Raw genomic sequence first — 23,849 nt, 5'->3', positions numbered from 1 at the left:
CTGAAAGTACGGAGAATATGGTGCATCCGGGAGGATTCGAACCTCCGACCGCTCGGTTCGTAGCCGAGTACTCTATCCAGCTGAGCTACGGATGCATTGGGAAACTTGCTTTACTGCTGATATTGATACCGCGGTGAAAGCCGTATCAATTAAGAGATGGTGCATCCGGGAGGATTACTCGCCTTACGGCTCGCCCTTTGGGCCGTTGCTGACGCAACGTTATCCTTCCTGGTGCCAGCGGTGATTACCGCTTATCTTATCCGTATCTTCATCACTGAAAGTACGGAGAATATGGTGCATCCGGGAGGATTCGAACCTCCGACCGCTCGGTTCGTAGCCGAGTACTCTATCCAGCTGAGCTACGGATGCATCGGGAAACTTACTTTACTGCAGATTTTGATACCGCGGGAAAGCCGTATCAAGTAAGAGATGGTGCATCCGGGAGGATTCGAACCTCCGACCGCTCGGTTCGTAGCCGAGTACTCTATCCAGCTGAGCTACGGATGCAAATGGCGGTGAGGCGGGGATTCGAACCCCGGATGCAGCTTTTGACCGCATACTCCCTTAGCAGGGGAGCGCCTTCAGCCTCTCGGCCACCTCACCACACGCCTCTTACGAGTGCTTCGAAGAACTTGTTCTGCTCATCGTCGCTGCGTGGCGCACATATTACTTTCTGGGACTTATAAGTCAAACAATTTTTCCAGAGCTTTTATCGTTTGCACACTTCACGCTCAATTAGTCTGTAAAAAAGCCAAAAAGAGTGTTTTATCAACAGATAATTTGATGACACGCTGGCCGCCAAAAGCGCACCATATCAACAGTGAGGTTGAAAAAAGTCATGAAGGGACAACGCGGGCGAGCGAGAAGAGAGGCTGCGTCTCACCCGAAAAGTGAGACGCGAAAACCTTAGTAACTGGACTGCTGGGATTTTTCAGCCTGGATACGCTGGTAGATCTCTTCACGATGGACAGAAACTTCTTTCGGGGCGTTCACGCCAATACGCACCTGGTTGCCCTTCACCCCTAAAACTGTCACGGTGACCTCATCGCCAATCATGAGGGTCTCACCAACTCGACGAGTCAGAATCAGCATTCTTTGCTCCTTGAAAGATTAAAAGAGTCGGGTCTCTCTGTATCCCGGCATTATCCATCATATAACGCCAAAAAGTAAGCGATGACAAACACCTTAGGTGTAAGCAGTCATGGCATTACATTCTGTTAAACCTAAGTTTAGCCGATATACAAAACTTCAACCTGACTTTATCGTTGTCGATAGCGTTGACGTAAACGCCGCAGCACGGGCTGCGGCGCCAACGAACGCTTATAATTATTGCAATTTTGCGCTGACCCAGCCTTGTACACTGGCTAACGCTGCAGGCAGAGCTGCCGCATCCGTACCACCGGCTTGCGCCATGTCCGGACGACCGCCACCCTTACCGCCCACCTGCTGAGCGACCATACCAATCAATTCCCCTGCTTTAACCCGGTCGGTCACATCCTTCGACACGCCCGCAATCAGAGAAACCTTACCTTCAACAACCGTTGCCAGTACGATAACGGTAGACCCCAGTTGATTTTTCAGATCATCAACCATGGTTCGCAGCATTTTCGGCTCAATACCAGCAAGCTCGCTGACCAGGAGCTTCACGCCGTTGAGATCGACCGCTTTACTGGAAAGATTTGCACTCTCCTGCGCTGCGGCCTGGTCCTTCAACTGCTGCAACTCTTTTTCCAGCTGACGTGTACGTTCCAGCACGGCACGCACTTTGTCGCCCAGATTCTGGCTGTCGCCCTTCAGCAGATGCGCAATATCGTTTAAGCGATCGCTTTGCGCATGAACGGTGGCCATAGCGCCTTCACCGGTTACCGCCTCAATACGACGAATGCCCGCTGCGGTGCCGGACTCAGAGATAATACGGAATAGACCGATATCACCGGTACGACTGGCGTGAGTACCGCCGCACAGTTCGGTAGAGAAATCGCCCATGCTCAGAACGCGTACACGTTCGTCATATTTCTCGCCAAACAGCGCCATGGCGCCTTTCGCCTTCGCCGCGTCGAGATCCATGATGTTCGTTTCAATCGGCAGGTTGCGGCGAATTTGCGCATTCACCAAATCTTCAACCTGACGAATCTCCGACGGCTTCATCGCTTCATTGTGCGAGAAGTCGAAGCGCAGCACTTTATCGCTAACCAGCGAACCTTTCTGCGCAACGTGTGTCCCAAGCACCTGGCGCAACGCCGCGTGCATCAGGTGCGTGGCGGAGTGGTTCAGACGGATACGTGCGCGACGCGCTTCATCTACGTCAGCCTGTACCGCATCGCCCACTTTCAGAGCGCCCGCAGACAATTTGCCGAGGTGACCAATCGCCTGACCATATTTTTGCGTGTCGTCCACAGCGAAAGTAAATCCAGCGCCTTTCAGCTCGCCTTTATCGCCAACCTGACCGCCTGATTCCGCATAGAATGGGGTCTGATCCAGCACGACAACCGCTTCCTGTCCCGCGTTAATCGCTTCAACCGCTTTACCATCGACAAACAGCGCAGTCACTTTGCCGTTCAGTTCCAGATGGTCATAACCTTTAAATTCAGAAGCGCTATCAACGCGGATCATCGCGTTGTAGTCCGCGCCAAAACCGCTAGCTTCGCGCGCACGACGGCGTTGCTCTTCCATAGCGGCTTCAAAACCGGCTTCGTCGACTTTGATGTTGCGCTCACGGCAGACGTCCGCCGTTAGATCGACCGGGAAACCATAAGTATCATACAGACGGAAAGCGGTTTCGCCGTCCAGGGTGTCGCCCTGCAATTTCGCCAGTTCTTCATCCAGCAGTGCCAGACCGCGCTCCAGCGTACGGGCGAACTGCTCTTCTTCCGTTTTCAGAACCTGCTCGACCTGCGCCTGCTGACGTTTCAACTCTTCGCCTGCGGAGCCCATTACCTCAATCAGCGGCCCAACCAGCTTGTAGAAGAAGGTCTCTTTCGCGCCCAGCATGTTGCCGTGACGAACCGCGCGACGAATAATGCGACGCAGCACATAGCCACGGTTTTCATTCGACGGCAGCACGCCATCGGCAACCAGGAATGCACAGGAACGGATGTGGTCGGCGATAACGCGCAGCGACTTATTACCCAGATCGGTGGCGCCGGTGACTTTCGCTACCGCTTCAATCAACGTGCGGAACAGGTCGATATCATAGTTAGAGTTAACGTGTTGCAGTACCGCGGCAATACGCTCCAGCCCCATACCGGTATCTACAGACGGTTTCGGCAATGGTTCCATAGTCCCGTCAGCCTGACGGTTGAACTGCATAAAGACGATGTTCCAGATCTCAATATAGCGATCGCCGTCTTCTTCCGGGCTTCCCGGAGGGCCGCCCCAGATGTGGTCGCCATGATCGTAGAAGATTTCGGTGCACGGACCACAGGGACCGGTGTCGCCCATCTGCCAGAAGTTATCCGATGCGTATGGCGCGCCTTTATTGTCGCCGATGCGGATGATACGCTCGCGCGGGATGCCGACTTCTTTTTCCCAGATCTCATAGGCTTCGTCGTCGGTTTCATAGACGGTGACCCATAAACGCTCTTTTGGCAGAGCAAACCAGTTTTCACCGGTCAGTAATTCCCATGCGAACTGAATGGCGTCGTGTTTGAAGTAATCGCCGAAGCTGAAGTTGCCCAGCATTTCGAAGAAAGTATGGTGACGTGCAGTGTATCCGACGTTTTCCAGATCGTTGTGTTTACCCCCCGCGCGTACGCAACGCTGGGAAGTGGTTGCACGGGAATAATTACGTTTATCGAGCCCAAGGAAAACATCCTTGAACTGGTTCATCCCGGCATTGGTAAACAACAGAGTGGGGTCATTGTTAGGCACCAGGGAACTGCTGGCAACTACCTGATGCCCTTTACTATGGAAAAAGTCGAGAAACGCCTGACGGATCTCAGCGGTGCTCTTGCTCATAATTATCCTGAAATCAAGCTACACTTCATCCTTCAGGCCGCTTCTGCGTTGGCTGCGAGTTTCCCGGTCACGCGTTCCCGAGGCTCACTTGCCGCTTTGATGCGGCTTGAATGATTTTGTGTATTTAAGGAATATTCGTCGCAGACGCTGTTCGCCGTTAAGCAACCCGCGTCCAGACGGAAAAAGTGGGAATAAGATAAGTTTTCTTTACCGGGAAGTAAAATCCCGTATGCGCTCAATCTGCAAAATTTCGCCATATTTGCTGGATATCGTCCATCAGATACCCGCGATAGAGCAAAAAGCGCTGTACCTTAACCTTTTCTGAAAAGTTTGAAGGGAGCGGCTCGCCATATTTGCGAACGGCCTGTTCACGTGCCATTTCACTCCAGTCAATTTCACATTCTCGCATCGCTTTTTCAGTCGATTCACGGGAAATGCCTTTCTGATTCAACTCCTGGCGAATACGCGCCGGGCCATAGCCTTTGCGGCTACGACTGGCGATAAAGCGCATCACGAAGCGCTCGTCATCAAGATAGTGATGTTCGTGGCACCAGGCGATCACGCGTTCATAATCGTCTGCCGTCGCATCAATCTCTTCCGGCCCATTTTTGCCCATCACCGGCGCGGAGAGTTTACGCCGTAATTCCTGCTCGCTGTGATCGCGGACAGCAAGAATATGTACCGCACGATCAAGGAGACGAGCATAAGCGGGACGGCGCGATGTGGGTTCACTCATAAAAAACCTTAACAGGGAGAAATGCCAAAAGGGCCGCATAAATGCAGCCCTTGATGGTAATTTAACGTTTTGCTGAATGGCGGCTTCGTTTTGTCCGACCCACCATCACCTGATGATTAAAAATCTTCGTTGGTTTCTGCAACGCCTTCGCTATCGTCAACGGCGAAATCGGGCGTGGCATTCTGATTACTCAACAGTAATTCACGAACCCTTTTCTCAATCTCTTTCGCTGTCGCCGGGTTCTCTTTCAGCCAGGTAGTCGCGTTCGCTTTACCCTGGCCAATCTTCTCGCCGTTGTAGCTGTACCATGCGCCCGCTTTCTCGATCAGCTTCTCTTTCACGCCCAGGTCAACCAGTTCGCCATAGAAGTTGATGCCTTCGCCGTAGAGGATCTGGAACTCGGCCTGCTTAAACGGCGCGGCGATTTTGTTTTTCACCACTTTCACACGCGTTTCGCTACCCACGACATTATCGCCCTCTTTCACCGCGCCAATTCGACGGATATCAAGACGAACAGAGGCGTAGAATTTCAGCGCGTTACCGCCGGTGGTGGTTTCCGGGTTACCGAACATCACGCCAATCTTCATACGAATCTGGTTGATGAAAATCAACAGCGTGTTGGACTGTTTCAGGTTCCCCGCCAGCTTACGCATCGCCTGGCTCATCATACGCGCCGCGAGGCCCATATGAGAGTCGCCGATTTCGCCTTCGATTTCCGCTTTCGGCGTTAGCGCCGCTACGGAGTCGACCACAATGACGTCCACCGCGCCTGAACGCGCCAGCGCGTCACAGATTTCCAGCGCCTGCTCGCCGGTATCCGGCTGAGAACAGAGCAGGTTATCGATATCGACGCCCAGCTTGCGTGCGTAAACAGGGTCAAGCGCGTGTTCCGCATCGATAAACGCACAGGTTTTACCTTCACGCTGCGCAGCGGCAATCACCTGTAGCGTCAGGGTCGTTTTACCGGAAGATTCCGGCCCGTAAATTTCGACGATACGCCCCATCGGCAGACCGCCCGCACCGAGTGCGATGTCCAGTGAAAGCGAACCGGTGGAGATAGTTTCCACATCCATAGAACGGTCTTCACCCAGACGCATGATGGAGCCTTTACCAAATTGCTTTTCAATTTGGCCCAGTGCTGCCGCCAACGCTTTCTGTTTGTTTTCGTCGATAGCCATTATTACTCCTGTCATGCAACTTGGTATTGAACCGGATAGTGAATTCGTACTGTTGAAGCAATTATACTGTATGCTCATACAGTATCAAGTGTTTTGTAGAAATTGTTGCCACAGGGTGTGTAGCGCGTACGTCGTCGCCTGTCGACGCACCGATTCACGGTCGCCGTTGAAGCATTCCTGACGCGTAATCCCTTCTCCGCTGACGCTGGCGAAAGCAAACCACACCGTACCAACCGGCTTTTCTTCACTGCCGCCATCCGGCCCGGCAATCCCGCTAATAGCGACAGCAAAATCGGCGCGAGCGGCCTTCAGCGCCCCGATCGCCATTTCGACCACTACGGGTTCGCTGACCGCGCCATGCTGCGCCAGGGTCTCTTCACTCACGCCAATCATCTGCGCTTTGGCTTCATTACTATAGGTGACAAAGCCGCGTTCAAACCAGGCGGAGCTTCCGGCGATGTCGGTAATGGCTTTCGCCAGCCAGCCGCCGGTACAGGACTCTGCTGTCGTTACGGTCGCCCCGCACGCTTTTAACGCCAGTCCGACCTGTTCGCTAAGCCGCATCAGTTCACTGTCAGTCATCATGACCTCTGTCAGTTAGAAATCCTGCCGCACAAGATAGCACTTTCTCACCAGAGGTGGGGACGAGCAGTCGATTTTACGAGTCGGATTCCGAAAAAATGCCAGCAGGTTATTTATGCAGAATGAAATGAGGTAGCACATGACTAAATAGCAGTACCATGTCGCTAAATTTACACGCACGGAGAGAAAGCAAGGATGTCACTCAAAAAAACGGAAAGCACACAGCACAAACTGAAACAAACCTGTCAACTACGGCTGTGGTTAATTGTGGGTGGAGTATGTTCATTAGGAATGGGAGTACTGAATATATTGTCGTCAGGCTATTTTGAACCGTATGATGGCGGTCAAATTATCTTAGGCCTGGGATGTCTGGGATATAGTCTGGCACTATCAAAGAAGATATCCCACTTGCAGGCAGAGAATCAGCCCAAAAAGCCATAATAATAGCGGAGGGGGTGCTCCCCTCCCTAAGCGTAAATTAGCGCACCCGCGCCAGCGCTACCGCCTGCCCCAGTTGCCAAACCGCCATCGCATAATGCGTGCTGTGGTTATATCGGGTAATGGTGTAGAAGTTCGGCAGGCCGTACCAGTACTGGTAGCCCGTACCGATATCCAGGCGCAGCAGGCTGGCTTCCTGATGATTGTCCAGCGATTGCTGCGGCGTTAAGCCTGCGGCGGCAAGCTGAGAGAGGCTGTATTTTGTTTTGAAACCATTCGCCAGTCCCGGCGCCTGACCATTCGCCGGCACCGCAACCGTATCGCCTTTCACCCAACCATGCGCCTTGAAGTAGTTCGCCACACTGCCGATGGCATCTACCGGATCCCACAAGTTAATGTGCCCATCGCCATTGAAATCGACCGCATATTCTTTATAGGAAGATGGCATAAACTGGCCGTAGCCCATCGCGCCCGCAAAGGAACCTTTCAGATTGAGCGGATCGTCTTGCTCATCGCGCGCCATGAGCAGGAAGGTTTCCAGCTCGCCGGAGAAATATTCCGCCCGGCGCGGATAGTTAAATGACAGCGTCGCCAGCGCGTCCAGAATCCGCGTTTTCCCCATGATACGTCCCCAGCGGGTTTCCACGCCGATAATCCCCACGATGATTTCCGGCGGTACGCCGTATACCTGCCAGGCGCGGTTCAGCGCGTCTTCATACTGATTCCAGAACACGACGCCGTTTTGCACGTTATCCGGCGTAATAAATTGTTTGCGATAACGCAGCCAGGCGCCATTTGGTCCGGCGGGCGGCTGAGTGGTCGGCGCTTGTCTGTCCATCAGACGCAGGACGTAATCCAGTCTTTTAGACTGCGAGAGGATCTCCTGCAGTTGCTGACGGTCGAAACCGTGTTTACTGACCATGTTATCAATGAACTGCTGCGCATGAGGGTTGTTGGCGAAGTCGCCGCCCATTTGCATGACGTTATGCTGCGGCTCAAGCAGGAAGCCGCCGGAAGGCGTGCCCGTCGTCGCTTGAGTCTCGGAAGATTTTGGCGTGCTGCTACAGGCAGCAAGCAATACGCAAAGTGGAAGTAACGCTACATAACGACGCTTGAACATGAGACATCCATTAAACAAATTCAGCCAGGGAGAAGTATGGTAAAGCATCCCCCGCCGCACAAGGAAGCGGCACAAGAGAATAAATCACCTTTCTCCTCTTTTCAGTTTGTATCTGCTCCCCCACCCCACAAACTTTCAACTTAAAATATTTTTCTTTTATTTTGCGATCACAATAACACTTTTGAATCTTTCAACATGATTAAAATGAACAGGAAATTAGCAAGAAAACTAAAAACCCTACAGGAGAGAACAATGATCGAAACCATTACACATGGTGCGGAGTGGTTCATCGGGTTATTCCAGAAAGGCGGAGAGGTGTTTACCGGTATGGTGACAGGTATTCTTCCGCTACTGATAAGCCTGCTGGTTATCATGAATGCGCTCATCAATTTTATCGGCCAGCAGCGTATTGAGCGTTTTGCCCAACGTTGCGCCGGAAATCCGCTATCTCGTTACCTGCTTTTACCGTGTATCGGGACATTTGTTTTTTGTAATCCGATGACCCTGAGTCTGGGACGCTTTATGCCGGAGAAGTACAAGCCGAGCTATTACGCGGCGGCCTCCTATAGCTGTCACTCCATGAACGGTCTGTTTCCGCATATCAATCCCGGCGAACTGTTTGTTTATCTGGGTATCGCCAGCGGACTCACCACGTTAGGGCTTCCTCTCGGCCCGCTCGCGGTGAGCTATCTGCTGGTAGGTCTGGTGACGAACTTCTTCCGCGGTTGGGTCACCGATCTCACCACCGCTATTTTTGAGAAAAAAATGGGGATTCAACTTGAGCAGAAAGTACATCTGACAGGAGCGGTATCATGACACGGGTTCGTATTGAGAAAGGCGCCGGCGGCTGGGGTGGCCCGCTTGAGCTGGACGTTACGCCAGGCAAAAAGATCGTCTATATCACAGCCGGTACGCGCCCGGCGATCGTCGACAAACTGGCGCAACTAACAGGCTGGCAAGCGGTGGACGGCTTTAAAGAAGGCGAACCGCCGGAAGCGGAGATCGGCGCGGCCATTATCGACTGTGGCGGTACGCTGCGCTGCGGTATCTATCCGAAACGCCGGATTCCAACCATTAATATTCACTCGACGGGTAAGTCCGGCCCACTGGCGCAGTATATTGTTGAGGATATTTATGTCTCCGGCGTAAAAGAAGAAAACATTACTCTTGTCGGCGAAACGCCTGCCAGTCCCCAGCCTGCCAAAACGACATCAGGACGTGACTACGACACCAGCAAAAAAATCACCGAGCAGAGCGACGGGCTGCTGGCAAAAGTCGGTATGGGAATGGGCTCCGCCGTGGCGGTACTGTTCCAGTCCGGTCGCGACACCATTGATACGGTTCTGAAAACAATCCTGCCGTTTATGGCGTTCGTTTCGGCGCTGATCGGCATCATTATGGCCTCAGGTCTTGGCGACTGGATCGCCCACGGCCTGGCGCCATTAGCCAGCCATCCACTGGGGCTGGTGACGCTGGCATTGATCTGCTCTTTCCCGCTGCTGTCGCCCTTTCTCGGCCCTGGCGCGGTTATCGCTCAGGTCATTGGCGTCCTGATCGGCGTTCAGATAGGTCTGGGCAATATCCCCCCGCATCTGGCGCTTCCCGCCCTGTTCGCGATTAACGCGCAGGCGGCCTGCGACTTTATCCCGGTCGGCCTGTCACTGGCGGAAGCGAAACAAGACACCGTTCGCGTCGGCGTACCTTCTGTGCTGGTCGGACGCTTCCTTACTGGCGCGCCCACGGTACTTATCGCCTGGTTTGTTTCCGGCTTTATCTATCAATAAGAGGTTCAGACATGAGCGTGATTTATCAAACCACTATCACCCGTATCGGCCAGAGCGCGATGGAGGCGCTCGGCGAACAGATGCTGATTACGTTTCGGGAAGGCGCGCCGGCGGATATCGAAGAATTTTGCTTCATCCATTGTCATGGCGAACTGACCGGCGCGCTGCAGCCTGGCGCGCGGTGTGAATTGGGCCAACATTGCTATCCGGTCACGGCGGTCGGCAGCGTAGCCGAGCAAAACCTGCGTGAACTGGGGCATATCACTTTGCGCTTCGATGGTCTGCGCGAAGCAGAATTTCCCGGCACCGTACACGTTGCGGGGCCTGTACCGGACGATATCGCGCCGGGCTGTATTTTGACGTTTGTCGCTTAAGGAGAAAAAACATGAATCAAGTTGCCGTTGTCATTGGCGGAGGCCAGACCCTGGGGGCATTCCTTTGCCGTGGGCTTGCAGAAGAAGGATACCGCGTGGCGGTGGTTGATATTCAAAGCGATAAAGCCGCGAATGTCGCCCAGGAAATTAACGCCGATTTTGGCGAAGGTATGGCGTACGGTTTTGGTGCCGACGCCACCAGCGAGCAGAGCGTGCTGGCGCTGTCCCGCGGCGTAGACGAGATTTTCGGGCGCGTCGATCTGCTGGTTTACAGCGCGGGTATCGCCAAAGCGGCGTTTATCAGCGATTTCCAGTTGGGCGATTTTGACCGCTCGCTACAGGTGAATCTGGTGGGCTATTTCCTCTGCGCCCGTGAGTTTTCCCGCCTGATGATCCGCGACGGCATTCAGGGGCGCATTATTCAGATTAACTCTAAATCCGGCAAAGTGGGCAGTAAACACAACTCCGGCTACAGCGCGGCGAAATTCGGCGGCGTGGGGTTAACCCAGTCTCTGGCGCTGGATCTGGCGGAATACGGCATTACCGTACACTCGTTGATGCTCGGCAACCTGTTGAAATCGCCGATGTTCCAGTCACTGCTGCCGCAATACGCCACTAAACTGGGCATTAAGCCCGACGAGGTGGAGCAGTATTACATTGATAAGGTACCGCTCAAACGCGGGTGTGATTATCAGGATGTGCTGAACATGCTGCTATTTTATGCCAGCCCGAAAGCGTCTTATTGCACCGGGCAGTCGATCAACGTAACCGGCGGTCAAGTGATGTTCTGACCGTGAATTGCCGGATGGCGCCGTAGGCCGGATAAGACGGTTACGCCGCCATCAGGCAAAACAACAGGAGCACATTATGGTTTCCACTCTGATTACCGTCGCCGTTATCGCCTGGTGTGCGCAACTGGCGCTGGGCGGCTGGCAGATTTCCCGCTTTAATCGGGCCTTCGATAAACTTAGCCAGCAGGGACGGGTCGGCGTCGGGCGCTCCGGCGGGCGTTTTAAGCCCCGGGTGGTGGTTGCCGTGGCGCTGGACGAACAGCAGCGGGTGACGGACACTTTATTGATGAAAGGCCTTACGGTATTCGCCAGACCGGTTAAAATTGCCGCAATGCAAGGAAAACATTTGCATGAATTACAGCCTGATGTGATCTTTCCCCATGATTCGCTCGCGCAGAATGCACTATCATTGGCGCTTAAACTGAAACATGGGTAATTTCGTTGTGAATGCGTATAGCTTGCGAAATTATCATTTTGCAACCAATACCCTAAATAATTCGAGTTGCAGGAAGGCGGCGACGCAGTGAATCCCAGGAGCGTACATCAGTACGTGACCGGGGTGAGCGAGGAAAGCCAACGCACATGCAGCGTGAAGTATGACGGGTAAATACATAAGTCAGGGTAATCACGCCTATGAAACCTCGTCAGCGTCAGGCCGCGATTCTGGAGCACCTGCAAAAACAGGGAAAATGCTCGGTTGAAGAACTGGCCCAGTACTTTGACACGACAGGCACCACTATCCGTAAAGATCTGGTCATTCTGGAAAATGCCGGAACCGTCATCCGCACCTATGGCGGCGTGGTGTTGAATAAAGAAGAGTCCGATCCGCCTATTGATCACAAAACGCTTATCAACACCCACAAAAAAGCGCTGATAGCCGCAGCCGCCGTAAAATATATCCATGATGGCGATTCCATTATTCTGGACGCCGGAAGTACCGTGTTACAGATGGTGCCGCTGCTTTCGCGTTTTAGCAACATCACGGTGATGACCAACAGCCTCCATATTGTCAACGCGCTATCGGAACTGGACAACGAACAAACTATCCTGATGCCCGGCGGTACCTTCCGTAAAAAATCGGCGTCGTTTCACGGTCAACTGGCGGAAAACGCCTTTGAGCAATTCAGTTTTGATAAACTTTTCATGGGAACTGACGGTATTGACCTGAACGTCGGTGTGACCACATTCAATGAGGTTTACACCGTCAGTAAGGCAATGTGCAATGCAGCACGCGAGGTGATTCTGATGGCGGACTCCTCAAAATTTGGTCGTAAAAGCCCCAATGTGGTATGCAGTCTGGAAAGTGTCGATAAACTGATCACGGACGCGGGGATCGATCCGGCATTTCGTCAGGCGCTGGAAGCAAAAGGGATTGAAGTAATCATAACCGGAGAAAACAATGAGTAATGCACTACTAAACGCGGGCCGTCAGACCTTAATGCTGGAGCTACAGGAAGCCAGCCGTCTGCCGGAGCGTCTGGGCGATGATTTTGTCCGTGCCGCCAATATCATTATTCACTGTGAAGGCAAAGTGATCGTTTCCGGCATTGGCAAGTCAGGTCATATTGGTAAAAAAATCGCCGCGACGCTTGCCAGTACCGGTACTCCCGCTTTTTTTGTTCATCCGGCGGAAGCACTGCATGGCGATCTGGGGATGATTGAAAGCCGCGACGTGATGTTATTTATCTCCTATTCCGGCGGCGCAAAAGAACTCGACCTCATCATCCCGCGTCTGGAAGATAAATCCGTCGCGCTGCTGGCGATGACCGGTAAACTTCACTCTCCGCTGGGGCGAGCGGCAAAAGCCGTTCTGGATATTTCCGTCGAGCGAGAAGCCTGCCCGATGCATCTGGCGCCGACATCCAGTACCGTCAATACGCTGATGATGGGCGATGCGCTGGCGATGGCGGTCATGCAGGCGCGCGGTTTTAACGAAGAAGATTTCGCCCGTTCGCATCCGGCTGGCGCACTGGGCGCGCGTTTGCTCAATAATGTGCATCACCTGATGCGCCAGGGCGATGCAATACCGCAGGTGATGCTTGCCACCAGCGTGATGGATGCCATGCTGGAACTTAGCCGTACCGGGCTGGGGCTGGTGGCGGTTTGCGATGAGCAACATGTTGTGAAAGGCGTCTTTACCGACGGCGACCTGCGTCGCTGGCTGGTGGGCGGCGGCGCGCTCACCACGCCGGTAAGCGAAGCCATGACGCCCAACGGTATTACGCTCCAGGCGCAAAGCCGCGCCATTGACGCCAAAGAGCTCCTGATGAAACGCAAAATTACCGCCGCGCCGGTGGTCGATGAAAACGGCAAACTCACCGGTGCCATTAACCTGCAGGATTTCTACCAGGCGGGGATTATCTAATCCTTCAATCCCAGACGCTTCGCCAGCCGATGCAGGTTGGCGACGTCGGTTTCCAGCGCCCGCGCGCTGGCCGCCCAGTTATGATTATTTTGCGCCAGCGCCTGGCGAATCATCTCTCGCTGGAAGTTCTCCGTCGATTCGCGCAAATTGCGGCAAGTCGGCAGCGCCAGAAAGCTTTCCGCAGGCGGCGCGGGTAAAACGTCCTCTGACAAGGCAAAATGCTGCGCCTCCAGTACCACCTCATCCCCTGCCCGGGTCGCTCTCGCCAGTACAACCGCACGGTGAATGGCATGTTCCAGCTCCCGGACGTTGCCCGGCCAGCCATAGTTGAGCAAATGGCGGCGCGCGCCGGGACTCAGCACCACGCGGGACAGCCCCAGCCGCAGTCGGCACTGCTCGCAAAAATAGCCCGCCAGCAGCACCACATCATCGCCGCGCTCGCGCAGCGGCGGCACAAAGAGCGGAAAAACGCTCAGGCGATGGAACAGATCGGCGCGAAAACGCCCCGCCAGCACCTCTTCACGCAGGTCACGGTTGGTCGCCGCCAACACCCGCACATCCACGCGCAGGCTACGATCGTCGCCGACGCGCTGAATATCGCCATACTGCAACACGCGAAGTAGTTTGGCCTGTAGCGCCAGCGACAGTTCGCCAATCTCATCCAGAAACAGCGTACCGTTGTCGGCCATTTCGAACTTACCGCTACGATTACTGATAGCCCCGGTAAAAGCCCCTTTTACATGACCAAACAACTCGCTCTCCGCCACGCTTTCCGGCAGCGCGGCGCAGTTGAGATAGACCAGCGGATTGACCGCTCTGGGGGAGCCCTGGTGAATAGCTTTCGCCACCAGCTCTTTACCGGTCCCCGTTTCACCGCCGATCAGCACGTTAAGATCGGAGCCCGCCACAATCTCGATCTCTTTTTTCAACTGCGTCATCGCCGGCGACAGGCCGATCATGTGCGTCTCTTTTATCGGTTCAAACACGCCTGACGACCCCGGCAACATGTTCTGGCTTTCCAGTTGTTCAATTAACAGCGCATTACTCAATGCCCCGGCGGCCAGCGCGGCGACAAGCCGTAGTTCTTCATCGCTAAATACCTCGAACTGCTCCGGCGTCATAGCATCAAGGGTCAGCGCACCGATGAGGTTCTGTCCGGCAAACAGCGGCAGACCAACACAGGCGTGGACTTTCAGGCTTTCCTGTCCGGGAATTAACCCGTCATACGGATCGGGTAAATCGCTATCAGCCGGAAAACGCACCACGTCCCCCGCGCGGGCGATGGCTTCCAGGCGCGGATGGCCTTCCAGGGTAAAACGTCTGCCGAGGACGTCCTGCGCCAGGCCATCAATCGCCAGTGGAATAAATTGTCGTGATTCATAGCGCAGCAGCGCCGAGGCGTCACACGCCAGCACCTGACGCAGCGTAGTAATCAGCCGCTGAAAACGATCCTGATGCCCAATACCGCGTTGTAACTCAATGGCGATGCCCGCCAATACCTCCACGGAAAAACTCATGATTACCTCATTGTCATTTTGACAACCTATAGTGTCATATTGACAGCATCATTTATAGTCTTTTTGACTATACCAAAAATACAAATTATTATAAATCCATATAAATCAATAAGATGTAAAATTGGCACGCTACCTGCAATAAGCAAAACAACTTTTTGCAAACATTGAATGAATTGAGGTGGTTATGTCTATCCTGGTTAAAAATAATATTCATTGGGTTGGCCAGCGCGACTGGGAAGTACGTGATTTTCACGGCACTGAATACAAAACTCTGCGTGGCAGCAGCTATAACAGCTATCTCATTCGTGAAGAAAAGAATGTGCTGATCGATACCGTCGATCATAAGTTTAGCCGTGAGTTTGTGCAAAATCTGCGCAGTGAAATCGACCTCGCGGACATCGACTACATCATCATTAACCATGCCGAAGAAGACCATGCAGGCGCGCTGACCGAACTGATGGCGCAGATCCCGGACACGCCTATCTACTGTACCGCCAACGCCATTGATTCTATCAACGGCCATCACCATCATCCGGAATGGAATTTTAAGGTGGTGAAAACCGGCGATACGTTGGATATCGGCAACGGCAAGCAGTTGATCTTCGTAGAAACGCCGATGCTGCACTGGCCGGACAGCATGATGACCTATATGACCGGCGACGCGGTGTTATTCAGCAACGACGCCTTTGGTCAGCACTACTGCGACGAGCGCCTGTTCAATGATGAAGTGGACCAAACCGAGCTGTTTGAACAATGCCAGCGCTACTACGCCAATATCCTGACGCCGTTCAGCCGTCTGGTAACGCCAAAAATTACCGAAATCCTCGGCTTCAACCTGCCGGTGGATATGATTGCGACCTCACACGGCGTGGTATGGCGCGACAACCCAACGCAAATCGTGGAGCTGTATCTGAAATGGGCGGCAGATTATCAGGAAGATCGTATCACTATTTTCTACGATACCATGTCGAACAATACTCGCATGATGGCGGATGCCATCGCACAGGGTATCAACGAAGTGGACCCCAACGTGGCGGTCAAAATCTTTAACGTCGCCCGCAGCGATAAAAATGAAATATTGACCAACGTCTTCCGTTCGAAAGGCGTGCTGGTCGGCACTTCTACCATGAACAACGTGATGATGCCGAAAATCGCTGGTCTGGTGGAAGAGATGACCGGCCTGCGCTTTCGCAACAAACGCGCCAGCGCCTTCGGTTCTCATGGCTGGAGCGGCGGCGCGGTGGATCGACTGTCCACGCGCTTACAGGATGCCGGTTTTGAAATGTCCCTGAGTCTGAAAGCAAAATGGCGTCCGGATCTGGATGCGCTGGAGTTGTGCCGTCAGCATGGTCGCGACATCGCGCGTCAGTGGGCGCTTGCTCCGCTGCCGGAAACCACACAGAAAACCGCGCCAGCCGAAGAAATCACAACCTGCGCCGCCGCAGACCTCGGTCCTAAAATGCAATGCAGCGTATGCCAGTGGATTTACGACCCTGCGCTGGGCGAGCCGTTGCAGGATGTCGCGCCGGGTACGCCGTGGAGCGACGTGCCGGATAACTTCCTGTGCCCGGAATGTTCATTAGGTAAAGACGTGTTCGACGTACTGGCGACGGAGGCAAAATGAGTCGGGGAATCATCATTATTGGGTCGGGCTTCGCCGCCCGCCAGCTCGTCAAAAATATCCGTAAACAAGATGCGCATGTGCCGTTAACTCTGATTGCGGCGGACAGCATGGATGAGTACAACAAGCCCGATCTCAGCCACGTTATCAGCCAGTCGCAGCGCGCCGATGATCTCACCCGCCAGTTAGCGGGGGAATTTGCTGAACAGTTTAATCTGCGACTGTTCCCGCATACCTGGGTTGCTGACATTGATGCCGATGCCCATGTGGTGAAAAGTCAGGATAAGCAGTGGCAGTACGACAAGCTGGTACTGGCAACCGGGGCGACAGCCTTTGTGCCGCCGATTGCAGGACGTGAGTTAATGCTTACTTTGAATAGCCAGCAGGAGTACCGCGCCTGTGAGACACAACTGCGCGACGCGCAGCGAATGCTGATTGTCGGCGGCGGTCTCATTGGCAGTGAATTAGCGATGGATTTCTGCCGCGCCGGAAAAACGGTAACGCTGATGGATAACGCCGCCAGCCTTCTCGCCTCACTGATGCCACCGGAAGTGAGTAGTCGCTTACAGCATCACCTGACCGATATGGGGGTGCATCTGCTGCTGAAATCGCAGTTGCAAAAACTGGAGAAAATCGAAGCTGGTATCCGCGCTACACTGGCAAGCCAGCGTAGTATTGAGGTCGATGCGGTGATTGCCGCCACCGGCTTACGCCCGGAAACCGCTCTGGCGCGCCGCGCCGGGGTAGCCGTCAACCGCGGCGTCTGCGTGGATAGCTATCTACAGACCAGTCACCCGGATATTTATGCGATCGGCGATTGCGCGGAAATCAACGGTCAGGTGCTGCCCTTCCTGCAACCGATCCAGTTAAGCGCGATGTACCTGGCGAAAAATCTGTTTGGCGGCAACGCGCCGCTGAAGCTACCGGCGATGCTGGTCAAAGTCAAAACGCCGGAACTGCCGCTGCATCTGGCGGGAGAAACTCAGCGCCGCGATTTAAGCTGGCAGATTACCGCAGAATCTGACGGTATGATTGCCAAAGGCATGAGCGGAGAAGGCCAACTACGCGCCTTTGTGGTGAGTGAAGACCGCATGAAAGAGGCCTTTGCACTGCTGAAAACGTTGTCCGTATAAGCCTGTGATGCCGGATGGCGCCGCTTCGCGTCTTATCCGGCCTACGAGTGAGCATCTATTTACAGGCCGGATAAGGCGCAGCCGCCATCCGGCGCCCTACACTTCCCTTAACGCTCGCGCTGCGGCAATCACGCCCTGTCCAAACGACAGCCCGCCGTCGCCCGCTGGTAACCGCTGCGGAAATAACAATTTAAAATCAGAAAGATAAAAGGCAAGACGCGCGCGCAGTAAGCGGTTGTGTATCACCCCGCCGCTGAAGACCAGAGTGGTTATCCCCCGCGCCGTAGCCTGCTGGCGCATTAGCGTGGCAAACCCGCACGCCAGCGCATCATGAAAAGCCCAGGCGCGTTGCGCGGGCGTGGCCTGCCAGTTCAACCATTGCCGCCAGAAAACAGCGACGTCCAGTTGAGCGCCGTTAAGCGGCATCGTTACCGGATGCTCAACGTTAGCACATTGAGAGGCCAGCGCCTCCAGCGCGCAGGCGGCCTCGCCCTCATAGCTAAGCGATGCTGGCGCGCAGCGAAGCGCGGCAGCCACCGCGTCAAACAACCTCCCGCAGGAAGAGGCCAACGGGGCATTGACGCCGCGCTCAATGGCGCGCGCCAGGACATTCCAGTTTTGCTGTTGCAGCCCCGCTGTCTCCGGGTAATCCTGCCAGTCCGGCACAAAGCGCAGGCACTGCGCTAACAGATTACGCCACGGCTGTTTGGCAGCCAGATCGCCTCCCGGCAGCGCCACGGCGGGTAAACCACCTAAATGTTCGCATTCGCGATAATTGACCCGCAGACATTCTCCGCCCCATAGCGCACCATTCTCACCCATGCCGATACCGTCTACCGTCAGGGCAATCACCTCTCCGCCGTCCAGCGGCCAACCATGCTCGGCCAGGCAAGCCGCCGCATGGGCATGATGGTGTAGCACCGTCTCTGTCGGCAGACGCATCTCACTGGCCCACTGACTGGAAACATAGCCCGGATGCGCATCACAGACGATACGCTCTGGGGTAAAATCGTAAATTGACTGGATCAGACGCAATGCCTCGCGCCACTGCGCCTGGATACCGTCATCGCTGAGATCGCCCAAATGCTGGCTGACAACCGCCTGTTCGCCGCGTACCAGACAGAACGTGTTTTTCAGATCCGCGCCCAGACAAAGTATCGGCGGCACATCGCGAAATCCGGGCGGCAACGCAATCGCGTCCGGCACGTATCCCCGCGAACGACGCAGCATTTCGCCGCTGTCGCGCACGACAGAGTCGTCCATGCGCTGTACAATGTCGCGATTGTGCAACAGAAAACCATCGGCAATATCGTGTAAATCGTCCAGCGCCTGTTCGTTGGTGATGGCGGGCGGTTTGCCGCTCAGGTTGCCGGATGTCATCACCAGCGGGTAATTGAGCGCCTGCAACAAGAGATGTTGCAATGGGTTGGCTGGCAGCATCACGCCCACCTCCGTAAGCCCTGGCGCGATGCCCTCACTCAGCGAAGGTACATACTGCTTATCCACCAGCACAATCGGGGCCGCTGGCGTGGTCAGCAGCGAACGCGCCGCGCTCGGCAGCGTTTGCGCCGTGGGCAACATCACCGCCAATGGTTTCGCCGGGCGATGTTTACGCGCCCGCAGCATCGCCACTGCGTTATCGTTGCGCGCATCGCAGGCCAGATGAAAACCACCCAGCCCTTTAACGGCAATAATGCCTCCGGCGTTCAGTTGGGCGACCGCCGCCTGCAAAGCCGCCTCTTTTTCCGCTCGTTCATGTTGGCTCCGCCACTCAAGATGCGGCCCGCATGACGGACAGGCAACGGGCTGGGCATGAAAACGGCGATCGTACGGATCGCGGTATTCGCTGTCGCATTCCGGACACAAGGGAAACGCCGCCATCACTGTAAATGGCCGGTCATAGGGCATAGCGCGAATAATGGTAAAGCGTGGTCCGCAGTGGGTGCAATTGATGAAAGGATAACGGTAGCGCCGCTCGCCTGGGGTATTCATCTCGGCAAGACATGCCGGGCAGGTCGCCGCATCCGGCACGATTTGCGTGTTCATCGCACCGCCTGCGCTCTGACGAATGGCGAAATCCGTCGGTGCGCGCTCCCATATCAACGACGCGTGTTCAACGCTGTCAATGCGCGCCAGCGGCGGGCAATCCTGATAGAGCGCGGCAATAAATTGCGACGGCTCTTCCAGCAGCCGAACGACGACGCCGTCGCCGTCATTACACACGTCGCCGTGTAATCGCAACTGCTGCGCCAGCTGCCAGACAAAAGGACGAAAACCGACGCCCTGTACTTTGCCCCGAATGCGTAGCTGTACGCCGGAAGGTGTGTCTATCGCCATCTTATTTTCCCGCCATCATCGAACCCGGATGCCTGATGGCGCGACGCTTATCAGGCCTACAACCGCACGGACCGTAGACCGGATAAGGCATTGATGCCGCCATCCGGCAATGCTTTGTGGCGTATTCTACGCGCAATCGCAGAAATCAGAAAAGCAGCGATGCCGTTGAATCCAGCGCCGCACGACGGCGTTTTTCCGCGCTTAGCTGTTCGAGCTTATTGCGGTCCACGCAGATGAGGGCGTGCGTTGGGCAAGCGGCCATACAGGCCGGACCGGCTTCACGGTGGTGACACAGATCGCACTTGTTGGCTTCGGCTTTTTCGGCACGCACGTTCAGCCCCGCGCCGCTATTGCGAACCACCGGACGTACCACCACTTCCATGGCGCCGTAAGGACATGCCACTACGCAAGTTTTACAGCCAATGCAGCGTTCCTGCATCACATGAACAAAGCCTTTGTCACGGCTGATGGCGCCATTCGGGCAAACGTTGGCACACGGCGCATCTTCACACTGACGACACAGCGTTGCCGTGGAAACGTTCACGCCTTTGATGACATGGATACGAGGTAAAAAGGTTTCAGGGGTCAGCGATGCGCAATCCTGATTTTCCTGATGGGATACGACGCAAGCCACTTCACAGGTACGGCAACCAATGCACTTACTCGCGTCTGCAATGATGAAACGGTTCATCAAATTCTCCAGCAATAACAGATGATGTGCCGATATATACACGAATCGTGCCAATTTTTATTTCATTGTTATTTAAGAATATTATTTCTATTTTCATGAGCATTTACGTGTCATCGTCACAAGTGACGATGACACGTAATGTCGCCAGTGGTGGTCAAGATTTGCAGTGATAGTCATCCGACTTTGCACCGAAACTGGCATCAATCCTGATTAACGCCTGGCAATACGTTACCGCGTATTAAACAGCGCTGCGTAAGGGAAAGATCGTCCGTTTGCGGATGCCTTCCGGCAATAGATTTGATAATTAATTTACGGCCAGGATAGTGATTAAAACGGGTCAGCGCCGGATAACTCAACCGGCCAAACCAGCCGTGTACGCGCTGCCAGCGGGCGTCCTTCACCTGATATAAATTGGTTATCCAGTAGCCTGAGTCAAACTGCATATCCAACAGTTGCGTGCGCCCATTGCCCTGTAAATCAAGCAAATCATCGACGCCAGTATCGCTGGCGGTATAAAACCCCCACGGTTCAAAGACGCAGGGGCGGCCATTATTGAGAAAGGTGAAAATGATGTATTGCGCGCTCGGCGCCAGGCCCAACCCAGGATTGCCCAACCAGATAACCAGATCCTGAATGCCGTTACGATCGAGGTCAGCGCGATAAAATTGCGCATTACCCGCCACATTAATCAGTATTCCCACCGGGACAACCCACGAATTACCGGCTCTGTCTTTTCCGCTAATCCGCCATTCGTTATCTTTTTTCGGCTCCGGCAGTAACGTCACGCCACTGACTCCGACCTGGCGAAAATGCCAGGTCTGGTCGGGCGATACAGAATAAGGCAGGGTCAACAGCGGCTTCAGCGCACGCTTTTGCGCATATTCACCGTCGCTCATCGGCAGGTAACCGACAAAATCGGTGGCCAGTGCGCGCGCGGCGATGCAGAAAAATAGCAATCCGCACCATACGATAATCTTCACGTCCTTCTTACAACCTTTGCCGGGTAACACAAATTCTCCCTAAATATGTGCGCATTTTACGCCTCCGGCGCTTCCAGCGCGGCAAATCCGCCGTTTCCCTGCCAGCTTTCCAGGCGCTGATAGACGATGTTTACCGCGTCCTTAATCGGTTGAGTCATCGGATAATAAAACCCGACGATATCCGGCTGGATACCAACAAAAATCACCTCGCCGACATCCTCTTTGAGCTGATCGATAAGGTAGTTCAGCGGCATATTGTGGGTGGTCATCATAAACATTTCGGCGATATCATCCGGATCGATAATGCGGATCTCGCCCGGATTAAGTCCCATGTCGGTGGCGTCGACAATCAACAGACGCTGCGGGCGCAGTTCGCGAATCGCCACAATGTCGTTTTCCGGCGCGCTGCCGCCATCAATCACCACCCAATTACCCTTCGGCTGCGCCGCGCACATTTCCGCCAGTAACGGGCCTGCGCCGTCGTCGCCCATCATGCTGTTGCCGACACAGAGTAAAACGTCAGTCACGAAGCCTCCTCACCATCAGGTAGATGGCGCTTTCCTGATGAATGTCATGCAGCATACTGAGCATCAGTTTGCTCCATTCTTGCTGCTGCGGGGTCTGCGCGGCGCGCGCCTCATCAAACGCGCGCGCCAGCATCTGCACATGGTTGAAATCGATGACGATCTCGCCATACTTCGGCACGCCTTCCATTTTACGCCGGGCATCGCTACCGGCTTCCAGGGTGGCAATCCACGCCAGATACTCATCCCATGGGCAGGTGAGCGCGGCCTCCAGACAATCGATGACCCCCAGGTGGTGACCAATCGCCAGGCTGTAATAGACAACCTGCTGCGCCTCGGCAGGCGTCGCATCGTTCTCATCAATAAACTTACGGCTCAGTTGACTGAACACCACCTGTTCGCTCATCGGATACGCGCCTCTTCAACAACATGATTGAGATGGGTGACAATTTCGGTTAAACGCGGATCGTTTTCCGCTTCCAGCCAACGCGCCACTTGCTGCTCGCCCTGCCCCAACTGTGTCAGGTAATCATCGGCGATCTGACGACCATAGCGATAACCCGCCAGCCGGCGCGCCGCGCGATCCACCTTCACGCGCAGCGGCTGCACCATATCCGGATGCAGGATCTCTACGGGCTGATCGTCCAACTCACCCGGCGCGCGGGCGTGGATTTTCTGCTCCAGCAGGCCAAGCGCCATCGCAAAGCCATACAGCGTGGCGGCAGGCGTTGGCGGGCAGCCTGGAATGTACACATCCACCGGGACGATTTTGTCGGTACCGCCCCACACGCAGTAGAGATCGTGGAAGATGCCGCCGCTGTTGCCGCAGGCGCCGTAAGAGATACAAATTTTCGGGTCCGGCGCCGACTGCCAGGCGCGCAGCGCCGGAGAGCGCATGGCGCGGGTCACTGCGCCGGTAAACAGCAGAATATCGGCATGACGCGGCGACGGTACCACTTTGATACCGAAACGCTCGGCATCAAACAGCGGCGACAGCGTCGCAAAGATTTCGATTTCACAGCCATTACAGCCGCCGCAATCCACGCGGTAAACGTATGCCGAACGCTTAATATTTTTCAGTAGAGACGCCTTCATGCTGGCGATGGATTCATCCACCGTCATCGGTACCGGAATGCCGTTGGCGTCACGCGGGCCTAATAAATTGCTCATTAGCTGACCTCTTTCATATGGCGAGTCAGTTCAATACGGTCGGACGGCACCAGGCATTTCTGACGCTTACAGTCCGGGCAGGTCTCAAAGCTTTCGCGGTGGTTTTCCGCGCGGCTGTCGCCGTTGTGCGCAAGCAGCGCAATGGCGTAGTCGATCTCTTTCTGTACCGCGAAAGGACGATTACACACGCGGCAGTTGCACAGCGCAAAGCGGGACTGTTGCAGGAAATCTTCTTTCTTCCACACCGCCAGTTCGTACTCTTGCGACAGTTTGATCGCCGCCGTCGGGCACACCTCTTCGCAGCGGCCGCAGAAGATGCAGCGGCCAAGATTGAATTGCCACGCCAGCTCATTGGTCGCAAGATCGGTTTCCACCGTCAGCGCGTTCGACGGGCAGGCATTAACGCAGGCGGCGCAGCCGATGCACTGCTGCGGATTATGTTCCGGCTTGCCGCGGAAGTTTTTATCAACCGCAATCGGCTCCAGCGGATAAGACGAGGTCGCCGTGCCGGTTTTGATAACTTTTTTGATAAAGGTAAACATGGCGATTCC

General features: G+C 54.8%; 24 protein-coding genes and 4 tRNA genes. 10 read left to right on the top strand and 18 right to left on the bottom strand.

The features are described 5' to 3' along the window. Positions 1-18: 18 nt before the first annotated feature. From ACLD4K_RS09350 to pncC, 9 genes are all read right to left on the bottom strand, one after another. A tRNA-Arg gene (locus ACLD4K_RS09350) sits at positions 19-95 on the bottom strand. 197 nt (positions 96-292) lie between these two features. Next, positions 293-369: transfer RNA gene (locus ACLD4K_RS09345), tRNA-Arg, on the bottom strand. Positions 370-430: 61 nt separating this feature from the next. After that, positions 431-507: transfer RNA gene (locus ACLD4K_RS09340), tRNA-Arg, on the bottom strand. A gap of 3 nt (positions 508-510) precedes the next feature. Then, positions 511-603, bottom strand: a tRNA-Ser gene (locus ACLD4K_RS09335). Between the two features lie 303 nt (positions 604-906). Beyond that, positions 907-1,092, bottom strand: coding sequence for a carbon storage regulator CsrA (gene csrA / locus ACLD4K_RS09330; RefSeq protein WP_000906486.1), 186 nt, complete (start codon positions 1,090-1,092; stop codon positions 907-909). A gap of 234 nt (positions 1,093-1,326) precedes the next feature. Next, positions 1,327-3,957, bottom strand: coding sequence for an alanine--tRNA ligase (alaS, locus tag ACLD4K_RS09325; RefSeq protein ID WP_000047228.1), 2,631 nt, complete (start codon positions 3,955-3,957; stop codon positions 1,327-1,329). A 235-nt stretch (positions 3,958-4,192) separates the two neighbouring features. After that, positions 4,193-4,693, bottom strand: a complete 501-nt coding sequence (gene recX / locus ACLD4K_RS09320; protein WP_411011744.1) for a recombination regulator RecX — start codon at positions 4,691-4,693, stop codon at positions 4,193-4,195. A 116-nt stretch (positions 4,694-4,809) separates the two neighbouring features. Beyond that, positions 4,810-5,871 carry a recombinase RecA gene (recA, locus tag ACLD4K_RS09315; RefSeq protein WP_000963150.1) on the bottom strand — a complete coding sequence of 354 codons (1,062 nt, stop codon included), beginning with the start codon at positions 5,869-5,871 and terminating at the stop codon, positions 4,810-4,812. 84 nt (positions 5,872-5,955) lie between these two features. Further along, positions 5,956-6,453 carry a nicotinamide-nucleotide amidase gene (gene pncC, locus ACLD4K_RS09310; RefSeq protein ID WP_411011746.1) on the bottom strand — a complete coding sequence of 166 codons (498 nt, stop codon included), beginning with the start codon at positions 6,451-6,453 and terminating at the stop codon, positions 5,956-5,958. Positions 6,454-6,648: 195 nt separating this feature from the next. On the opposite strand from pncC, the gene ACLD4K_RS09305 reads away from it, so the two are divergent. Next, the gene (locus tag ACLD4K_RS09305; RefSeq protein WP_001519391.1) at positions 6,649-6,894 is read left to right on the top strand and encodes a hypothetical protein; all 246 of its coding nucleotides are present in this window, start codon (positions 6,649-6,651) and stop codon (positions 6,892-6,894) included. A gap of 37 nt (positions 6,895-6,931) precedes the next feature. Here the strand turns inward: ACLD4K_RS09305 and mltB are convergent, their stop codons facing one another. Beyond that, positions 6,932-8,011 carry a lytic murein transglycosylase B gene (gene mltB, locus ACLD4K_RS09300; protein WP_411011743.1) on the bottom strand — a complete coding sequence of 360 codons (1,080 nt, stop codon included), beginning with the start codon at positions 8,009-8,011 and terminating at the stop codon, positions 6,932-6,934. Between the two features lie 252 nt (positions 8,012-8,263). On the opposite strand from mltB, the gene srlA reads away from it, so the two are divergent. The 7 genes from srlA to gutQ all read left to right on the top strand — a co-directional run bounded on the left by srlA (position 8,264) and on the right by gutQ (position 13,325). Then, the gene (srlA, locus tag ACLD4K_RS09295; RefSeq protein WP_000573333.1) at positions 8,264-8,827 is read left to right on the top strand and encodes a PTS glucitol/sorbitol transporter subunit IIC; all 564 of its coding nucleotides are present in this window, start codon (positions 8,264-8,266) and stop codon (positions 8,825-8,827) included. Continuing rightward, positions 8,824-9,795: a PTS glucitol/sorbitol transporter subunit IIB gene (locus ACLD4K_RS09290; protein WP_183060269.1), complete on the top strand. Its 972-nt coding sequence runs from the start codon at positions 8,824-8,826 to the stop codon at positions 9,793-9,795. The genes srlA and ACLD4K_RS09290 overlap by 4 nt, the downstream gene beginning before the upstream one ends. An 11-nt stretch (positions 9,796-9,806) precedes the next feature. Beyond that, positions 9,807-10,169 (top strand): PTS glucitol/sorbitol transporter subunit IIA, encoded by a 363-nt coding sequence (gene srlB, locus ACLD4K_RS09285; protein ID WP_000111555.1) that lies wholly within the window; start codon positions 9,807-9,809, stop codon positions 10,167-10,169. Between the two features lie 11 nt (positions 10,170-10,180). Continuing rightward, the gene (srlD, locus tag ACLD4K_RS09280) at positions 10,181-10,960 is read left to right on the top strand and encodes a sorbitol-6-phosphate dehydrogenase (RefSeq protein WP_001077372.1); all 780 of its coding nucleotides are present in this window, start codon (positions 10,181-10,183) and stop codon (positions 10,958-10,960) included. A gap of 76 nt (positions 10,961-11,036) precedes the next feature. Then, complete coding sequence (gutM, locus tag ACLD4K_RS09275) at positions 11,037-11,396, top strand: transcriptional regulator GutM (RefSeq protein WP_000255198.1); 360 nt, start codon at positions 11,037-11,039, stop codon at positions 11,394-11,396. Positions 11,397-11,593: 197 nt separating this feature from the next. Beyond that, a complete protein-coding gene (gene srlR / locus ACLD4K_RS09270) occupies positions 11,594-12,367 on the top strand; it encodes a glucitol operon DNA-binding transcriptional repressor SrlR (protein ID WP_411011742.1) in 774 nt (257 codons plus the stop codon). Beyond that, positions 12,360-13,325 (top strand): arabinose-5-phosphate isomerase GutQ, encoded by a 966-nt coding sequence (gene gutQ / locus ACLD4K_RS09265; RefSeq protein ID WP_411011741.1) that lies wholly within the window; start codon positions 12,360-12,362, stop codon positions 13,323-13,325. The genes srlR and gutQ overlap by 8 nt, the downstream gene beginning before the upstream one ends. Here gutQ and norR read toward each other — a convergent pair. Further along, positions 13,322-14,842 carry a nitric oxide reductase transcriptional regulator NorR gene (gene norR / locus ACLD4K_RS09260; protein WP_052932506.1) on the bottom strand — a complete coding sequence of 507 codons (1,521 nt, stop codon included), beginning with the start codon at positions 14,840-14,842 and terminating at the stop codon, positions 13,322-13,324. The two genes, gutQ and norR, sit on opposite strands and share 4 nt — an antisense overlap. A gap of 184 nt (positions 14,843-15,026) precedes the next feature. Between norR and norV the strand changes: the two genes are divergently transcribed. Then, positions 15,027-16,466 carry an anaerobic nitric oxide reductase flavorubredoxin gene (norV, locus tag ACLD4K_RS09255; protein WP_000026006.1) on the top strand — a complete coding sequence of 480 codons (1,440 nt, stop codon included), beginning with the start codon at positions 15,027-15,029 and terminating at the stop codon, positions 16,464-16,466. Next, positions 16,463-17,596, top strand: coding sequence for an NADH:flavorubredoxin reductase NorW (norW, locus tag ACLD4K_RS09250; RefSeq protein ID WP_411011740.1), 1,134 nt, complete (start codon positions 16,463-16,465; stop codon positions 17,594-17,596). Before norV ends, norW begins: the two co-directional genes overlap by 4 nt. Positions 17,597-17,692: 96 nt before the next feature. Here the strand turns inward: norW and hypF are convergent, their stop codons facing one another. From hypF to hycF, 7 genes are all read right to left on the bottom strand, one after another. Next, positions 17,693-19,933, bottom strand: a complete 2,241-nt coding sequence (hypF, locus tag ACLD4K_RS09245) for a carbamoyltransferase HypF (protein WP_411011739.1) — start codon at positions 19,931-19,933, stop codon at positions 17,693-17,695. A 145-nt stretch (positions 19,934-20,078) separates the two neighbouring features. Further along, a complete protein-coding gene (gene hydN, locus ACLD4K_RS09240; protein WP_001078791.1) occupies positions 20,079-20,624 on the bottom strand; it encodes an electron transport protein HydN in 546 nt (181 codons plus the stop codon). Positions 20,625-20,824: 200 nt separating this feature from the next. Beyond that, the gene (locus ACLD4K_RS09235) at positions 20,825-21,634 is read right to left on the bottom strand and encodes a hypothetical protein (RefSeq protein ID WP_411011738.1); all 810 of its coding nucleotides are present in this window, start codon (positions 21,632-21,634) and stop codon (positions 20,825-20,827) included. Positions 21,635-21,660: 26 nt separating this feature from the next. Further along, on the bottom strand, positions 21,661-22,131 hold the full coding sequence (gene hycI / locus ACLD4K_RS09230; RefSeq protein WP_411011737.1) for a hydrogenase maturation peptidase HycI: 471 nt from the start codon (positions 22,129-22,131) through the stop codon (positions 21,661-21,663). After that, positions 22,124-22,534 carry a formate hydrogenlyase maturation HycH family protein gene (locus tag ACLD4K_RS09225; protein ID WP_000003725.1) on the bottom strand — a complete coding sequence of 137 codons (411 nt, stop codon included), beginning with the start codon at positions 22,532-22,534 and terminating at the stop codon, positions 22,124-22,126. Before ACLD4K_RS09225 ends, hycI begins: the two co-directional genes overlap by 8 nt. Then, positions 22,531-23,298 (bottom strand): formate hydrogenlyase subunit HycG, encoded by a 768-nt coding sequence (gene hycG, locus ACLD4K_RS09220; protein WP_411011736.1) that lies wholly within the window; start codon positions 23,296-23,298, stop codon positions 22,531-22,533. The genes ACLD4K_RS09225 and hycG overlap by 4 nt, the downstream gene beginning before the upstream one ends. Continuing rightward, a complete protein-coding gene (gene hycF, locus ACLD4K_RS09215) occupies positions 23,298-23,840 on the bottom strand; it encodes a formate hydrogenlyase subunit HycF (protein ID WP_000493767.1) in 543 nt (180 codons plus the stop codon). Before hycF ends, hycG begins: the two co-directional genes overlap by 1 nt. Positions 23,841-23,849: the final 9 nt, after the last annotated feature.

The organism is Salmonella sp. 741265055_HSA (genome assembly GCF_046569525.1).
Taxonomy (GTDB): domain Bacteria; phylum Pseudomonadota; class Gammaproteobacteria; order Enterobacterales; family Enterobacteriaceae; genus Salmonella; species Salmonella enterica.
The sequence above is the reverse complement of the archived record's forward strand: the minus strand, read 5'-3'. Positions and strand labels throughout refer to the sequence as shown.

Coding starts and splice junctions, on each gene's coding strand:
- csrA (WP_000906486.1), bottom strand. CDS start 1,092: ATGCTGATTCTGACTCGTCGAGTTGGTGAGACCCTCATGATTGGCGAT.
- alaS (WP_000047228.1), bottom strand. CDS start 3,957: ATGAGCAAGAGCACCGCTGAGATCCGTCAGGCGTTTCTCGACTTTTTC.
- recX (WP_411011744.1), bottom strand. CDS start 4,693: ATGAGTGAACCCACATCGCGCCGTCCCGCTTATGCTCGTCTCCTTGAT.
- recA (WP_000963150.1), bottom strand. CDS start 5,871: ATGGCTATCGACGAAAACAAACAGAAAGCGTTGGCGGCAGCACTGGGC.
- pncC (WP_411011746.1), bottom strand. CDS start 6,453: ATGACTGACAGTGAACTGATGCGGCTTAGCGAACAGGTCGGACTGGCG.
- ACLD4K_RS09305 (WP_001519391.1), top strand. CDS start 6,649: ATGTCACTCAAAAAAACGGAAAGCACACAGCACAAACTGAAACAAACC.
- mltB (WP_411011743.1), bottom strand. CDS start 8,011: ATGTTCAAGCGTCGTTATGTAGCGTTACTTCCACTTTGCGTATTGCTT.
- srlA (WP_000573333.1), top strand. CDS start 8,264: ATGATCGAAACCATTACACATGGTGCGGAGTGGTTCATCGGGTTATTC.
- ACLD4K_RS09290 (WP_183060269.1), top strand. CDS start 8,824: ATGACACGGGTTCGTATTGAGAAAGGCGCCGGCGGCTGGGGTGGCCCG.
- srlB (WP_000111555.1), top strand. CDS start 9,807: ATGAGCGTGATTTATCAAACCACTATCACCCGTATCGGCCAGAGCGCG.
- srlD (WP_001077372.1), top strand. CDS start 10,181: ATGAATCAAGTTGCCGTTGTCATTGGCGGAGGCCAGACCCTGGGGGCA.
- gutM (WP_000255198.1), top strand. CDS start 11,037: ATGGTTTCCACTCTGATTACCGTCGCCGTTATCGCCTGGTGTGCGCAA.
- srlR (WP_411011742.1), top strand. CDS start 11,594: ATGAAACCTCGTCAGCGTCAGGCCGCGATTCTGGAGCACCTGCAAAAA.
- gutQ (WP_411011741.1), top strand. CDS start 12,360: ATGAGTAATGCACTACTAAACGCGGGCCGTCAGACCTTAATGCTGGAG.
- norR (WP_052932506.1), bottom strand. CDS start 14,842: ATGAGTTTTTCCGTGGAGGTATTGGCGGGCATCGCCATTGAGTTACAA.
- norV (WP_000026006.1), top strand. CDS start 15,027: ATGTCTATCCTGGTTAAAAATAATATTCATTGGGTTGGCCAGCGCGAC.
- norW (WP_411011740.1), top strand. CDS start 16,463: ATGAGTCGGGGAATCATCATTATTGGGTCGGGCTTCGCCGCCCGCCAG.
- hypF (WP_411011739.1), bottom strand. CDS start 19,933: ATGGCGATAGACACACCTTCCGGCGTACAGCTACGCATTCGGGGCAAA.
- hydN (WP_001078791.1), bottom strand. CDS start 20,624: ATGAACCGTTTCATCATTGCAGACGCGAGTAAGTGCATTGGTTGCCGT.
- ACLD4K_RS09225 (WP_000003725.1), bottom strand. CDS start 22,534: ATGAGCGAACAGGTGGTGTTCAGTCAACTGAGCCGTAAGTTTATTGAT.
- hycG (WP_411011736.1), bottom strand. CDS start 23,298: ATGAGCAATTTATTAGGCCCGCGTGACGCCAACGGCATTCCGGTACCG.
- hycF (WP_000493767.1), bottom strand. CDS start 23,840: ATGTTTACCTTTATCAAAAAAGTTATCAAAACCGGCACGGCGACCTCG.